We start from the raw sequence: 14,280 nt of genomic DNA on the forward strand, positions 1-14,280 counted from the left end.
CGATATTTTCCGCGCGAAACCGTTAAGGACGAGCCCCCTTCCTCACTCCGTAGGAGCTATGCTTGCATGGCGAATGGGTTGAGAAAGTTCGCCATGCAAACATAGCTCCTACAAAACACTCCCCTCTCGAACACCCTTGTTCCTGCTGCCTCCTCCTCGCTAAAGTAATCCGATTGCAATAAGGGGGCAGATCATGACCAACACCACCGGCTGGCTGGGCCGACTGGAAACGCTGGGCAACAAACTGCCCCATCCCACCCTGCTATTTGTCTGGCTGTGCCTATTGTTACTCCCCCTTACTGCGGTGCTGGGAGCGCTTGAGCTTTCCACTCAGCACCCGCTCAGCGAGGAGACAGTGACAGCGCGGTCCCTGATGGATGGCGATGGTATCCGTTATCTTTTCACGTCACTGGTGGGCAACTTCACCGGGTTTGCACCGCTGGGCATCGTGTTGGTCGCCATGCTCGGCCTGGGTGTGGCGGAGCAGTCCGGGCTGCTGTCGGTGAGCCTGGCCAGCCTGGTACGCCGGGCGTCCGGGCGCACCCTGGTGATCACGGTGGCCTTTGCCGGCGTCCTTTCCAGTCTTACCGTGGATGCCGGCTATGTGGTGCTGATCCCGCTGGCCGGGCTGGTGTTTCAACTGGCCGGTCGTTCCCCCATCGCCGGCATTACCACCGCCTTTGCTGCGGTCTCCGGCGGCTTCAGTGCCAACCTGCTGGTAGGCCCGGTGGATGCCACTTTGGCCGGTCTGTCCACGGAAGCAGCCCGGATTGTGGACCCGTCACGCACGGTAGATGCCACTGGCAACTACTGGTTCATTATTGTCTCTACCTTTCTGGTCACCGCGCTGGTGACCCTGGTGACTCAACGCATCACCGAACCCAGACTGGCCAACCGGCCGGCTGATCAGACCAGCCCCCCCGAGGTGCCGATCGGCCATGCCCGCGCCATGACATGGACGCTGGTCACACTGCTGTTAATGCTGGCGGCTATCGCCTTGCTGGTGATTCCGGAAGGCGCCCCCTTACGTCACCAGGAGACCGGCGGCGTGTTGGGTTCGCCATTTATTCATGGGCTGGTGGTAATCGTGGCGCTGATCGCCGGGGTCTGTGGCGCGGTCTACGGGCGGGTCAGCGGCCAGTTTCGCAATGCCGGGGAGATCATCACCGCCATGGAAACCACCATGGCCTCCATGGCCGGTTACCTGGTGCTGATGTTCTTCGCCGCCCAGTTCGTGGCCTGGTTCAACTACAGCCAGCTGGGCCTGCTGTTGGCCATCAAGGGCGCTGCCTGGCTGGGCAGCCTGACACTGCCCGACGTGGTGCTGTTACTGCTGTTCCTGCTGCTCACCACCCTGATCAACCTGTTGATCGGCAGCGCCTCCGCCAAATGGTCCATCCTGGCCCCCATCTTCGTGCCCATGTTGATGCTGCTGGGCATTTCCCCGGAAGCCACCCAGGCCGCCTACCGGGTGGGCGACTCCAGCACCAACATCATCACCCCGCTGATGCCGTATTTCGTGCTGGTACTGGGCTTCGCCCGCCGCTACCAGCCAGACACCGGCATCGGCACCCTGATCGCCCTGATGCTGCCCTATAGCCTGACGTTGTTGTTGGGGTGGTCAATATTGCTGGGAGTGTGGATCGGATTTGGCTGGCCGTTGGGGCCTTAAAGGCAGCTGCAAGCTCCAAGCCTCAAGCTGCAACACGAGGTAAAGACATTGCCAAATTCCAATCGCCGTGCTTCGCGCTGAAATTCTCTTAAACCAAAAAAAACCGCACCCTTCGGGCGCGGTTTTTTTGTAGCTTGTAGCTTGTTCATCACCCAGCTAGATGCCGTATTGAATAACTCGCTTTTTTCGTGCTGGTCAACAGGGGCTTGGGCATGATTGCCGCTAGCGGCAATCAGGCGCCAGGGCCAGCACCCGTTTCACCCTCCGGGGTTGGCATCGAACCTTGCTGTAACCGAACATGCCTTTGATCGCCGCTTTGCACGTGCTGGCTGCTTGATGGTTTCGCATTCCAGCCAACCTTCGACCTGGGCTTCGCCCGCGCTACCAGCCAGACACCGGCATGTGTTGGCCCTGATATTGCTGATGGAGCGGATTTGGCTGGCCGTTGGGGTGGTCTTAAAGGAAAGGCTGATGTGCATCGATCGATTTGGCTGCCAAAGCCGAAGCTGCAACACGACCTTTGGTAAATAACAGCATGCAAGCTGCCAACTGACGGTTGATCTTCCTCAGGTGCCGGAAGTTCAGGATCGTTGTCTCATCAAGGAACCCGAGAGAAAGACTCGATCTCATCAAGGCATCTTCCAAAGACATTGCATGAAATGCCAATCGCCGGCGCTGAAATTCTACCTTAAACCGCAAAAACCGCACCCTTCGGGCGCGGTTTTTTTGTGTTCTTGTAGCTTGTAGCTTGTGGCAGTAGCCCTGAAGGCTAGAAGCTAGAAGCTATTATTTAATCAACCGAAGGGTCAACGGATAACGATACCGCTCCCCACCATTGGCCTTCACCGCCGCGATGATGGTCATGACCAGCCAGAAGATCCCGATGATCGGCAGCAGCAGGCCTCCGATAACCACGAAGATGAGCAGGAAGGCCACGAAACCGGCAATGGAAATGGTGATGTTGAAGTTTAGCGCTTCCTTGCCCTGATCATCGACAAAGGCACTTTCATCTTTCTTTACCAGCCACATGATCAGTGGGCCCAGTATATTGCCGAATGGCACCACCAGACCTGCCAGTGCCAGGAGGTGGCAGGCAAGGCCCAGGCTGCGCTCTTCCTGTTTGGGTTCACCCTGGGTCTGTTCCAGATCGGACATTGTTCGCTCCTTGATAACGATATTGGCTTGATGATGTTACTGACGGATGGTGCGTCGATTCGGTAACGGCTGCTCGCTGTTGGAGCGGAACGGGTTGATGTCGATGCCGCCGCGGCGGGTGAAGCGCCCGTACACCGTCAGGTGCCGGGGTGAGCACTGGCGCATCAGGTCCACGAACATCTGCTCAATGATCTGCTCATGGAAACCCTGATGATTACGCAGGGACACCACGTAACGGAGAAAACTGGCCGGGCTGATGGCGCGACCCGTGTAACGCACCACCACCGTGGCCCAGTCCGGCTGGTTGGTTACCGGGCAATGGCTGCGCAGCAGGTGGGAATAGAGCTGGCCGGTCTGTTCGGCGCCTTGATCACACAACAGCAAGTCCGGGCGGTATTCATAGTGCTCGAAACCGATATCGATGTTGTCCACACACTGGCCCCGGTCTTCCCACACTGGAAAACCCGCGGATTCCTCCAGGGAATACAGCAGCACTTCCATATTGCCACCGACGGTCTGGGCCACATCTTTCTCAATCGCTTCCCTTACCTGATGGCGACTTTCAAAACGGGTATTGGCAAAGGAATTCAGATACAGCTTGAGAGATTTGGATTCCACGATATTGGGAGTGTTGCAAGGAATACGCAGCTCGCACAGAGCCACTACCGGCTTGCCTTTTTCATTGAGCCAAGACAGCTCGTAGGCATTCCAGATATCGGTGCCATGGAATGGCAGACTGGTATCTTCATCGCCCAGCTCTTCCAGCTCCAGGGATTCCCTGGCATCCCAGCGCGGCACCGGGCACAGCAGCGAGGGCGTGTACTCATCCACATAATCGGTGGATCGCCCCAGTGGCGTTTCCTTCAAATAGCTCATGATTACCTCTTGGTACACCCGTCCATGGATTATATTCCCATCATAATCCGATTGTTTAGTGGCGAATACCCGTACCCCGTTGCAACAGCCACAGTGCCAACAGATAGAACGCCACCACAAATGCCAGGATCGCCCCCAGCGAAGCGTAGACATTCACATCACTGACACCCAGCACGCCGTAACGGAAGGCGTTGACCATATAAACGATGGGATTGGCGAGGCTCACCGTCCGCCAGAATTCCGGCAACAGATCGATGGAATAGAACACCCCGCCCAGGTAAGTCAGCGGTGTCAGAATGAAGGTGGGCACGATGGAAATATCATCGAACTTGTTGGCAAAGATGGCGTTGATGAAGCCACCCAGGGCAAACAGGGCCGCCGTCAGTATCACCACGGTGATGGTAATCAGCAGGTGTTGCATGGACAGATGGGTGAAGAACAGACTGAGCAGGCTGACGATCAGCCCCACCAGCATCCCGCGGACCATCCCACCAACGATGAAGCCATTGAGGATCACGTGGGCCGGCATGGGCGACACCAGCATCTCTTCAATGGAGTGCTGGAACTTGGTGGAAAAGAACGAGCTGACCACATTGCCGTAGCTGTTCTGTATCACGCTCATCATGATCAGCCCCGGCACAATGTACTGCATGTAGTTGAACCCGCCCATCTCTCCGATGCGACTCCCGATGAGATTACCGAAGATCACGAAGTACAGGGTCATGGTGATCGCTGGTGGCAGCAATGTCTGCGGCCAGATGCGGGTAAAACGACGGATTTCCTTGGTAACGATGGTGAGAAAAGCCACCCACTGTTCGCGTGCACTCATGATGCCTGCTCCCCGGGCAGATTCTGCTCTACCAGTCGCACAAACAATTCCTCCAGCCGGTTGGCCTTGTTACGCATACTCATCACTTCAAAGTGCTGCTCCGCCAGCGCCACGAACAAGGTATTGAGGCTTTGCGATTTCGGCACTGCCACCTCCAGCGTGCGGGAATCTTTCAGCCGCACCTCGAATCCTTCCAGCACCGGCTCCTCGGTAACAGGCCGCGCCAGATCCAGAATGAAGGTTTCCACCTGCAGTTTTTCCAGCAGGGATTTCATGTCGGTATTTTCCACAATGATGCCGTGATCAATGATGGCAATATGGCGACACAGGGATTCCGCTTCTTCCAGATAGTGGGTGGTGAGGATGATGGTCTTGCCCTCGCCGTTGATGCGGGTAAGGAAATCCCACATGGAACGGCGCAGCTCGATATCCACCCCGGCGGTGGGCTCATCCAGAATCAGCAGCTCCGGCTCATGGACCAGCGCCCGGGCAATCATCAGCCGGCGTTTCATGCCACCGGACAAGGTACGCGACTGCTTGTCACGCTTTTCCCACAGGCCCAACTGGCGCAGGTATTTCTCCGCCCGCTCACGAGCCAGGGGCGCCGGGATGCCATAAAAGCCGGCCTGGGTGACGACAATGTCGAACACCTTTTCAAACTGGTTGAAATTGAATTCCTGGGGCACCACGCCGATTTTCTTCTTGGCCAGGGCACGCTCGGTATCCAGGGAATAACCGAATATGCTCACCTCCCCGCCGGTCTTGTTGACCAGGGAACTGATCACACCGATGGTGGTGGACTTGCCCGCCCCGTTGGGGCCAAGCAGGGCAAAGAAGTCACCCTCCTCCACCTGCAAATCAATGCCCTTAAGCGCCTGCACGCCATTGGCATAGGTCTTGGTCAGATTACGAATCGTCAGAGCAGACAAGGATTACCTCGCCAAAATGGTTGAATGGAGTATGAAGAAAGGGATCAGTGATCCAGAATCCGATGGCCATGCTCACCGCGCCAGACCCAGTGCATCTGCCCGCCGCTGAACCACACCCACAGCCCTTCCATCATCCAGGGCCAGTCTTCTTCGCTGATACGTCGACGGCCATGCAGCTCGGCCACCAACACCGCGAGAATGGTGTCATGGGTCACATGAACATTGAGGTGGCCGCTGGCAGGCTCGCGGGCTTTAAGGTAAGCCGCCAGTTTGCTGCGTCCTTCTGCCGGGGACAACATGCCCTCGAACGGCTCCTGAAGGTGCCGATTGAGAAACCGGAAGGCACCCATTTTCAGGAAGGTAGGCCCCACCTGATTCAGGTCCTCCACATAACACCCCGGCTCCACCAGGGTGGTATCCGTGGTGATATCGGGAATCTCATCAATCAGCCCCGCCTTGCGGGCGCCTTCCGCCATGGCGATGGCGGTATTCACGCAACGCCCCACCGGGCTGGAATAAAACGCCTCCACCGGCCGCGCCAGTTGCGTACCCCACTCACGGGCCATCTCGATCCCTTCCGGGGTCAGCGGCAGCCGATAATCGGCAAAGCCGTTCTTGGCCAGCTCACGCACGGAATGGCGGGTCAGCAGGTGAACAGGTTTGTCCTGCGGCAACAGGTTGAGGGCTTCCAGCAATCGTGGGTGTAGGCGGGCCATAGTCTCTTCGCTTCCGGTCAGACCCTAGTGTACGAACGGTCAGGGTGAAAGCAAATAAACGGGCCAGAAACGACGAAGGGACCCGAAAGGGTCCCTTCTGATTTGGAGCGGGAAACGAGATTCGAACTCGCGACCCCGACCTTGGCAAGGTCGTGCTCTACCAACTGAGCTATTCCCGCTTAACTTTTTGCCAGCTAACTACCAGCGAATTAGTGGCGTCCCCTAGGGGAGTCGAACCCCTGTTACCGCCGTGAAAGGGCGGTGTCCTGGGCCACTAGACGAAGGGGACCCGGGCTTGACGTGGCACGTCAAAGCGGCGCGTAGAATAGGTATCTGATCGGCCAGCGTCAAGGAAAAATTTTGTCCCGGTCCGTCATTGACCCGAAAAACCTGTGCTGCTCTGATATTGGCGCGCTATAGCGGCGAAAATTTCGCCACAACGTTGAAAAAACAACCATTTACCGGGAGAGAAGCATGACCATCAAACTGTACGGAGCCGCCCTGTCGCCCTTCGTTCGCAAGACCCGCGTGGTCCTGGCACTGAAAGGTGTGGACTACGAAGCCGTACATATCGACCCCAACAACCCGCCGGAAGGCTATGAAAAAATCAGCCCCATGAAACGCATTCCGGCCCTGGAAGTGGATGGCCAGTACCTGGCGGATTCCGCCGCCATCTGCGCCTACCTGGAAAAGGTCTACCCGGAACCGGCCCTCTACCCCACCGACCCCCTGGAACTGGGGCGGGTCATCTGGTTCCAGCGTTACGTGGACTATGACCTGGCCATGCGCTGCACCTTTGCAGTATTCCGCAACCGGGTGGTCATGCGCCTGATTGGCAAAGAATGCGACGAGGAGAAGGTGCAGCACGCCCTGGCAAACACCATCCCGCCCCTGTTCGCCTACCTGGACAAGGAACTGGAAGGCCGGGAATTCCTGGTCGGCGACAGCATGACCGTGGCCGACATCGGCCTGGCCAGCCAGCTGGTCAACTTCAAACACGGCGGAGAAATCGTCGACCCGGCCAAATACCCCAACCTGGCCGCCCACACCGAGCGCATGCACGCCCTGGAGCCCTTTGCCAAGACCATCGAGAAGGAGTCCGGGTTTATTCAGAAGGTGATGGGGTGAGTGAGGCAGTGAATAGTTAACAGTGAACAGTTAATAGCGACGCGCTCAAGCCTGTCGCCATTAACAATCAATGAGGCCGCGCCCATACCATGGACGCGGCCTCTTACATTCCAGATCACACCCACCCAACCACGCGCGCTGTTAACTGTTCACTATTCACTGTTAACTGTTAACTGCCTTTGTCTCCACCTTTACCAACGCCGCCCGCCCATTCGGCGCCACCTTCACCACCGCCACAGCGCCATCGCGTAGCTCTCGTTCCAACCGCAGCGCCTTTTCCTTCGGCGCAAACAGCGCCTCAATGCCGTAGGTTACCCGGCTGGCACCGCCCCAGGGTGAGCCGGTGACTCGGCCGCGCAGGTAGATGCCCTGCTCCGGGGGCTGGTGGGCCGGGGTCTGTCCGCGCCACACATCCCCGTCCTGTTGCAGGGGCAGGTAGACCACATCGCCGGGGCGGAAACCGGCGGTGGGCAGTGTGCTGAAGTCGTAGCCCAGGCGGGCATAGTTGCCGCGGAACAGATCCCGCGGGTCCACCGGGCGGGTTTCCAGGCGAATTTCCTTACCCAGCCATAACGGGTAGAAACCATTGACGAATACCCCGGCGAGAATCGCCACCTGCAAGGTAAGCGCGGCCAGCAAGGCCAGCCCCAGAGTGCGCTGCTTCATGCCTGTGCCTCCCCGGTGTCCTGCGCCGCAAGACGCTGCTGACGACGCCAGTAGCGCGCCGCCCCGTAGAGCACTGCCGCTGCCACCAGGAACATGGCCGCCGCGCCCAGATAATCGCCAAACAGATCCAGATAGCGCATCACCGCCAGCGCCAGTACAAGAGCAATGCCGCTATAGAAGAACTGGCTAAGGCCTCGCCGCAAGCCCTCCTGAATCAGCACAATGGCCGAAAGCAACGCCAGCAGGTTCACTGCCACCGCAAACAGCATGGCATCGTCCCGGCCCAGCAGGCCATGAATGCCCAGCATGGCGAACGGCAGCAGCATCACCAGCAAGCGCCCGCCGGTCTGCCCCAGGCGCCGGAACACCAACAGTGATGATGCCAGCAAGGCGGCCAGCAGCCCCAGCCACAATCCCGGGTCCGTCAGTCCCGCCTGTTCGTGCAGGTAGCCTTCGGCGAATTCACTGAAGGTGAATGGCAGCAGCAACAGCAGATAGCCGCGCAGGGTCCACAGGCCGATCAGACTGCCCGCCCGCTGCCAGTGCAGCCCGCTCCGACTGCCCAGCCAGCACACCAGCGCATAGAGCAGCGCCAGCAAGCCCAGATTCAGGGTCAGGTGCCCGGCCTCGAAGTCCGGCCCGCGCGGGTAGCCATAGGCCCAGCCCAGCAACAGGTTCAGCCAGCTCACCCCCACCGCCGCCAGCACCAGCATCAGGCCGGCGGACCGGGCCTGCACCGCCACGGTCAGACCCACCGCCATAAACAAGGCCATGGCCCAGGGCGGCGAAAACTGCCCTTCAGCAAACAGCCAGAGCATGGCCACCGCCAGCATCAGCAAGGCGATCACCCGGCTGCGCACCAGCCAGGCCATGGGCGCTACGCCCAGTGCCCAGTAAAACAGGCCATCCGGAAAATGTTCGCCCAGGTGGTAGATCTGCGCGATCAGCATGATCGAGGCGCCATAGCTGATGCCGCCGAGAAACAGCCAGCCGATACCCTCTCGCCGTTGCAGGTATTGATAGATGCCCACCCCGTTCAGCGCCACAGTGGTGGCAATCAGTCCCAGCATCCGCACCGCCCGGGGAATCGTCTCCCAGTTGGCTGACACCAGCAGCAGGATGGCCATGCCGACAAATAACAAGGCCACGGTAACCAGTACCTTGTAGGCCAGTGAGCTGTCCGAATCGTCGTCCAGACGGGTGCCGTAGCGAGCCAGAATCCGGTTGCCCTGGTCTTCACTGATATCGCCGTCATCCACCCACTGGCGGCATTCGCTGCGCAGCTCGCGACGCAATAACCCGAGAAGTTGCATGCAGAGTCCCTTGTGCTTTTCTTCGATCAGACCTGACAAGGTCGCGAAAGGCAACGGCGGGGTGTTACGGAAAATGAGACAAGGCGTTTAATAGAACGCTTTCTTGTTGGGAAACGTAGCCAGGCTCTCCTCCGGTGCTACCTCAACCCTATTCGCCATGCGAGCATGGCTCCAACGGGGAGAGGTTGGCACCGGTGGGGGGAATCGCGCCGCCAGCGACGCTCCTACGAAAAGGGTGATATCACACCGGCAGGCCGATGCGCTTGGCTTCCATGCGACGCAGGAACTCCAGCATCACCTGCCGATAAAGGTCCTCGCCCAGCCAGGCGTCTTCCACCCCGGCATCAATGTTCGGGTTGTCGTTCACCTCGATCACGACCACCTGATCGCCGGACTGTTTCAGGTCTACACCATACAGACCATTGCCCATCAGCTTTGCGGCCTTGAGCGCGGCTTTCAGCACCTTGGGCGGCACTTCCTGTACCGGCAGGGTACGGCTGTTGCCGGATTCGGTCTTGCCGCCGCTCTGGTGGTGATAGATCTGCCAGTGCCCCTTGCTCATGAAGTACTGACAGGCAAACAGGGGCCGGTTGTTGAGCACGCCGATGCGCCAGTCGTAATCCGTGTACATGAAGGCCTGGGCCAGCACCACCGACGACTGCTTCAGATAATCACGCAGGCTGGCGGCCAGCTCTTCACGGGTCTTCACCTTGCTGATACCACGGGAAAAGCTGCCGTCGGGAATCTTCAGCACCATGGGCAGTTTGAGTTCCTCGATCAGCCGATCGATCTGCTCGTCGTCATCGCTGAACACAAAGGCCGTGGGCGGCACCGGCACTCCATTGGCCTGCATCAGCTCCGCCAGATAGATCTTGTTGGTGCAGCGCAGGATCGAGCCCGGGTCATCCATCACCACCATGCCCTCCTGCTCCGCCTTGCGGGCGAACTGATAGGTATGGTGATCCAGCGCCGTGGTCTCGCGGATAAACAGGCCATCGTACTCCCCCAGACGGGTGTAGGCATCGCGACCAATCTGGTCCACGCGAATACCCAGCTGGCGACCGGCACGGATAAACCGTTTCAGCGCTGCCTTGTCACTGGGCGGCAGCGCCTCTTCCTCATTGACCAACATGGCCAGCTCGTAGCGATCGCTGCGGCGACGGCGCGGATTGCGCCAGACACGGGCATTGAACTGCTCCAGAGACTGGGCAAAGGCATCTTCTTCCGCGCCTTTCAGCTGCTTCAGGGCCAGCGGCTTCAGCGCTTCAATGGTCCACTGCTCACGGCGACGGAATTCCACCTTCAGCAGCGGGCAAGGCAACTGATCGAAAATCTGCCGCCCCAGGTCTGCCAGGCCTTCCTGGGTGGTGTGGCCGAAGTACAGCATCAGCGAGAAGTGATCGCTGCCACTGCCCTTGCGCTTCATGGCCTTGTCCAGCGCCGCCTCGAACTGGCCGAAATGCAGGCCGTAGAGCGCCTTGCGGCTCAGGTCATTCACCGTGCGCACGGACGGCAGCACCCGTTGCCCACGGGCCTCCGCCAGCAGGGAGCAGTAATAGCCCGGGCTCAGGTATTTATAGCTGCGGCACAGGTTGATCACCTGCACTTTCTTGTCAGTACAGACCGGTTGCTGTGCCTGCAGGTACTCCCGGGCAGAGAGCAGATGGCGGGCGGGATAGTAGGCGGCCCAGTCTGCCGGGTCATCGACCAGAATAATTACCTGACTCATGAAAAGCCCTAAATTGCGAGGCGCCGGACATGGCACCGATACCCGCGAATGTAGGGCCAGAGAGGGAGGGGTAGCAAGCGGTTTTATTCAGTGAACAGTGAATAGTGAACAGTTAACAGCGGCACGTGCCAGCACCTTGTTCAGCTGCAAGCAAAGAGGCCGCGTCCATGCCATGGACGCGGCCTCTCATCTTTCAAAGCAAGACCAAAGCTCGCTCGCGAGCTGTTAACTATTCACTATTCACTGTTAACTGTCTTCGCCCCCGGATGACCCGCCTTTTCCAGCGCGTCCTGCACTTCCGGCGGCATGTAGGTTTCATCGTGCTTGGCCAGCACTTCTTCGGCTTCAAAACGGTTGGTGCTGATCAGGGTGCCGTTGGCCACGATGCCCTGCCCTTCGCGGAACAGGTCCGGCAGGATGCCCTGGTAGTGCACGGTAAAGCTGCCCTTACCGTCGGTGAGCACGAACTGCACGTCCAGGGTTTCCTGGTCGCGCACCACACTGCCCTCTTCCACCAGGCCACCCACGCGCATCTGGGTATTCAGCGGTGCCTCACCAGCCATCACCTGCTGGGGAGTAAAGAACAGGTTGATGTTCTGGCGCAGGGCGTAAAACATCAGTCCACAGGCAATAGCCAGGCCCACCAGAATCGAAACCACCAGAATCAGTCGCTGCTTGCGTACCGCGTTCATTGTTCAGAATCTCCCAGAGTGTCACGGCGCTGTTGCCGTGCCAGACGTTGACGCACCTGTCCCTGCCCGCGTATCGCCAACGTCATGTTGGCGACAATCAGAAGCGCGCTGACTCCATAGGCGCTCCAGACATAAAACCCGTGTTTTCCCATGGCCAGGAAATCGGCAAAGCTGTCGAAAGCCATCAGCGATTGCCCTCCTTCACCAGTTTGTTCACCCACTTGCTGCGCCGTTCACGCCACATGACTTCGGTACGCGCGCGCAGCAACACATTCACCGCATACAACAGCCACAGCCCCAGCATGCTCAACAGCAGCGGATACTTCATGGCCGGGTCGATGGTGGATTCACCGAACATCTTCAGGGTCGAACCCTGATGCAGGGTCTGCACCCATTCCACGGAATACTTCACGATCACCACATTGATCACCCCCACCATGGCCAGCAGGCCAGCGGCACGAGCGGCCTGGCGAGGATCACGGATCACCGCCTGCAGGGCAATGACCCCCACATACATGAACAGCAGAATCAGCATGGACGTCATGCGCGCATCCCACTGCCAGTAGGTACCCCAGGTGGGTTTGCCCCACAGGGCACCGGTCACCAGGGAAATCGCCGCCAGCGCCGCACCGAAGGGGGCAATGGCCTTGAGCATCACTTCCGCCATCTTCATGCGCCAGACCACCGCCACCAGGCCGGACACACCCAGGGCCATATAGCCCATCAGTGCACCACTGGAGGCCGGCACATGGATAAAGATGATCCGGTAGCTGTTGCCCTGCTGATAATCGCTAGGAGCGAAGGCCAGCCCCCAGACCAGGCCGGTAACCAGCGTCAGCAAGGCAATGGGCACCAGCCAGGGCAGCACCCGGGAGCTGAAGTTGTAGAAATAGCGCGGTGACCCCAGCATGTGGTACCACCGCTTCAACGTTTGCCAAACCATTAAGGGTGACTCCATTAATAGGTTACTGTCTCTGCGTGGCCTGAAGGGCACAGCTGTTGTGTTTTGTCGCGACGGTCAGGGTGGGCTCCCTTTCCTAGCGACAAAGCGCAGCAGATGTGCACTTCAGGCCTCGCCCTTCGGGGCTTTCAGGCTGGCCCGCACTCGTTGTTGCACTTTCTCGACAGGCAACCAGCATGCCTTCAAAAGTGCGCCTAGATTGCGAACCAGCCTGAAAGCCAGAGGCAGCAACCTATTAGTGGAGGCACCCTCAGTTACCCGAACTGATTTTGAGACCGGCGCTTACCGCCAGCGGTCCCAGACTGATCGTTAATGCCAGCAAGGCACCCAGAATCGCCAGAATCCCATCCACATTGGCGCCGCCGGCCGCCGCACTCACCGCCCCGGCGCCAAAAATCAGCACCGGGATATACAGCGGCAGCACCAGCACGGCGAGCAGGATACCACCCCGGTTGAGTCCCACCGTGAGGGCCGCGCCAATGGCGCCGACAATGGTCAGCGCCGGGGTGCCCAGCAGCAGACTCAGCATCACCGTCCCCAGGGCCTCATCCGGCAATTGCAGCATGTGTCCCAGCAGCGGCGAAATCAGCACCAGCGGCAGACCGGTCAGCAACCAGTGGGCCAGCAATTTTGCCAGCACCGGCACCACCGGCATCACCGGGGCAGTGAGCAGCATGTCCAGCACACCGCTTTCCTGGTCCCGGCGAAACAGGCCGTCCAGGGACAGCATCACCGCCAACAGGGCCGCCACCCAGAGCACTCCCGGTGCCACGGTAGCCAGCAATTCCGGTTTCGGAGAGATTGCCAGCGGAAACAGGCTGATCACCATGACGAAGAAAAACAGCGGATTGATGATCTCCGCCGGGCTACGCCACAGCACCAGCAATTCCCGTCCCAGCGCCGCACAGAAGGCATTCATGACAGCACCTCGGCACGGCCATTTTCCAGATGCAGACGCTGCACACCCTCGCCGACCCGGTGGTGGGAGGTATAAATCACCAGGGAGCCGGCCTCGGCGGCCTGCTGCATCTGCGCATCCAGTTGCGCTACCCCGTCCTGGTCGATGGCGGTGTAGGGCTCGTCCAGCACCCACACCGCTTTGCGCTCCAGCCACAACCGTGCCAGGGCAACCCGCCGTTTCTGCCCGGCGGACAGATGCGCCGCCGGCACATCCTCAAAGCCCCGCAACCCTACCGCCGCCAGGGCCGCCATGGGGTCGCCGGCCTGATGATTGAGGGCGCAGGCGTAGCGCAGGTTTTCCAGCGGATTGAGCTCTTCGCGGACACCGGGCTGATGCCCCAGATACAGCAGGTCCTGCTGCCATTGGGGCTGCCACCAACGGCGCTCGCCCTCAAAGAAACCATGCAGCCCCACCAGAATCCGCAACAGGGTGGTTTTGCCGGCGCCGTTGGCACCGGTAATCTGCCAGATTTCCCCGGCGCGGGCGGTCAGGCTCAGGCCACTGAACAGCATGCGATCGTCACGCTCGCAGCCCAGTTGCACAAGCTCCAGTCTGGTGGATGAATCGGACAAAATTGCCTCCATGAAACAGCGCGGCAGTATAGCATGCCCATTCATGTCAGGCTTGATTCAGGCTAGCCTGTCACTCTACCC

General features: G+C 59.4%; 15 protein-coding genes and 2 tRNA genes. 2 read left to right on the forward strand and 15 right to left on the reverse strand.

Annotation, left to right across the window (positions count from 1 at the left end; all coding sequences use genetic code 11):
• Positions 1-193: 193 nt before the first annotated feature.
• Positions 194-1,672, forward strand: a complete 1,479-nt coding sequence (locus tag KZ772_RS05705; protein ID WP_290538861.1) for an AbgT family transporter — start codon at positions 194-196, stop codon at positions 1,670-1,672.
• A gap of 786 nt (positions 1,673-2,458) precedes the next feature.
• Here the strand turns inward: KZ772_RS05705 and KZ772_RS05710 are convergent.
• From KZ772_RS05710 to KZ772_RS05740, 7 genes are all read right to left on the reverse strand, one after another.
• Positions 2,459-2,827, reverse strand: coding sequence for a DUF4870 domain-containing protein (locus KZ772_RS05710; RefSeq protein ID WP_290538862.1), 369 nt, complete (start codon positions 2,825-2,827; stop codon positions 2,459-2,461).
• Between the two features lie 36 nt (positions 2,828-2,863).
• A complete protein-coding gene (gene queF, locus KZ772_RS05715) occupies positions 2,864-3,703 on the reverse strand; it encodes an NADPH-dependent 7-cyano-7-deazaguanine reductase QueF (protein ID WP_290538863.1) in 840 nt (279 codons plus the stop codon).
• Positions 3,704-3,758: 55 nt separating this feature from the next.
• Complete coding sequence (locus KZ772_RS05720; RefSeq protein ID WP_290538864.1) at positions 3,759-4,532, reverse strand: ABC transporter permease; 774 nt, start codon at positions 4,530-4,532, stop codon at positions 3,759-3,761.
• Positions 4,529-5,461: an ABC transporter ATP-binding protein gene (locus KZ772_RS05725; protein WP_290538865.1), complete on the reverse strand. Its 933-nt coding sequence runs from the start codon at positions 5,459-5,461 to the stop codon at positions 4,529-4,531. The genes KZ772_RS05720 and KZ772_RS05725 overlap by 4 nt, the downstream gene beginning before the upstream one ends.
• Before the next feature lie 44 nt (positions 5,462-5,505).
• Positions 5,506-6,177, reverse strand: coding sequence for a histidine phosphatase family protein (locus KZ772_RS05730; protein ID WP_290538866.1), 672 nt, complete (start codon positions 6,175-6,177; stop codon positions 5,506-5,508).
• Between the two features lie 103 nt (positions 6,178-6,280).
• Positions 6,281-6,356, reverse strand: a tRNA-Gly gene (locus KZ772_RS05735).
• A gap of 34 nt (positions 6,357-6,390) precedes the next feature.
• Positions 6,391-6,466: transfer RNA gene (locus KZ772_RS05740), tRNA-Glu, on the reverse strand.
• Positions 6,467-6,651: 185 nt separating this feature from the next.
• Between KZ772_RS05740 and KZ772_RS05745 the strand changes: the two genes are divergently transcribed.
• Positions 6,652-7,305 (forward strand): glutathione S-transferase family protein, encoded by a 654-nt coding sequence (locus KZ772_RS05745; RefSeq protein ID WP_290538867.1) that lies wholly within the window; start codon positions 6,652-6,654, stop codon positions 7,303-7,305.
• A 162-nt stretch (positions 7,306-7,467) separates the two neighbouring features.
• Here KZ772_RS05745 and KZ772_RS05750 read toward each other — a convergent pair whose 3' ends face one another.
• From KZ772_RS05750 to ccmA, 8 genes are all read right to left on the reverse strand, one after another.
• Positions 7,468-7,971, reverse strand: a complete 504-nt coding sequence (locus tag KZ772_RS05750; protein WP_290538868.1) for a GDYXXLXY domain-containing protein — start codon at positions 7,969-7,971, stop codon at positions 7,468-7,470.
• Entirely contained in the window at positions 7,968-9,284 is a 1,317-nt protein-coding gene (locus KZ772_RS05755) for a DUF2157 domain-containing protein (RefSeq protein WP_290538869.1), read from the reverse strand. The genes KZ772_RS05750 and KZ772_RS05755 overlap by 4 nt, the downstream gene beginning before the upstream one ends.
• A gap of 241 nt (positions 9,285-9,525) precedes the next feature.
• Positions 9,526-11,013 (reverse strand): RimK family protein, encoded by a 1,488-nt coding sequence (locus tag KZ772_RS05760; protein WP_290538870.1) that lies wholly within the window; start codon positions 11,011-11,013, stop codon positions 9,526-9,528.
• 236 nt (positions 11,014-11,249) lie between these two features.
• On the reverse strand, positions 11,250-11,705 hold the full coding sequence (ccmE, locus tag KZ772_RS05765; protein WP_290538871.1) for a cytochrome c maturation protein CcmE: 456 nt from the start codon (positions 11,703-11,705) through the stop codon (positions 11,250-11,252).
• Positions 11,702-11,890 (reverse strand): heme exporter protein CcmD, encoded by a 189-nt coding sequence (ccmD, locus tag KZ772_RS05770; RefSeq protein ID WP_290538872.1) that lies wholly within the window; start codon positions 11,888-11,890, stop codon positions 11,702-11,704. The genes ccmE and ccmD overlap by 4 nt, the downstream gene beginning before the upstream one ends.
• On the reverse strand, positions 11,890-12,648 hold the full coding sequence (ccmC, locus tag KZ772_RS05775; protein WP_290538873.1) for a heme ABC transporter permease CcmC: 759 nt from the start codon (positions 12,646-12,648) through the stop codon (positions 11,890-11,892). The genes ccmD and ccmC overlap by 1 nt, the downstream gene beginning before the upstream one ends.
• Positions 12,649-12,916: 268 nt before the next feature.
• A complete protein-coding gene (gene ccmB, locus KZ772_RS05780) occupies positions 12,917-13,585 on the reverse strand; it encodes a heme exporter protein CcmB (RefSeq protein WP_290538874.1) in 669 nt (222 codons plus the stop codon).
• Positions 13,582-14,199, reverse strand: coding sequence for a cytochrome c biogenesis heme-transporting ATPase CcmA (ccmA, locus tag KZ772_RS05785; RefSeq protein WP_290538875.1), 618 nt, complete (start codon positions 14,197-14,199; stop codon positions 13,582-13,584). Before ccmA ends, ccmB begins: the two co-directional genes overlap by 4 nt.
• Positions 14,200-14,280: the final 81 nt, after the last annotated feature.

Source organism: Alcanivorax sp., assembly GCF_019431375.1.
GTDB classification, from domain to species: Bacteria; Pseudomonadota; Gammaproteobacteria; order Pseudomonadales; family Alcanivoracaceae; genus Alcanivorax; species Alcanivorax jadensis_A.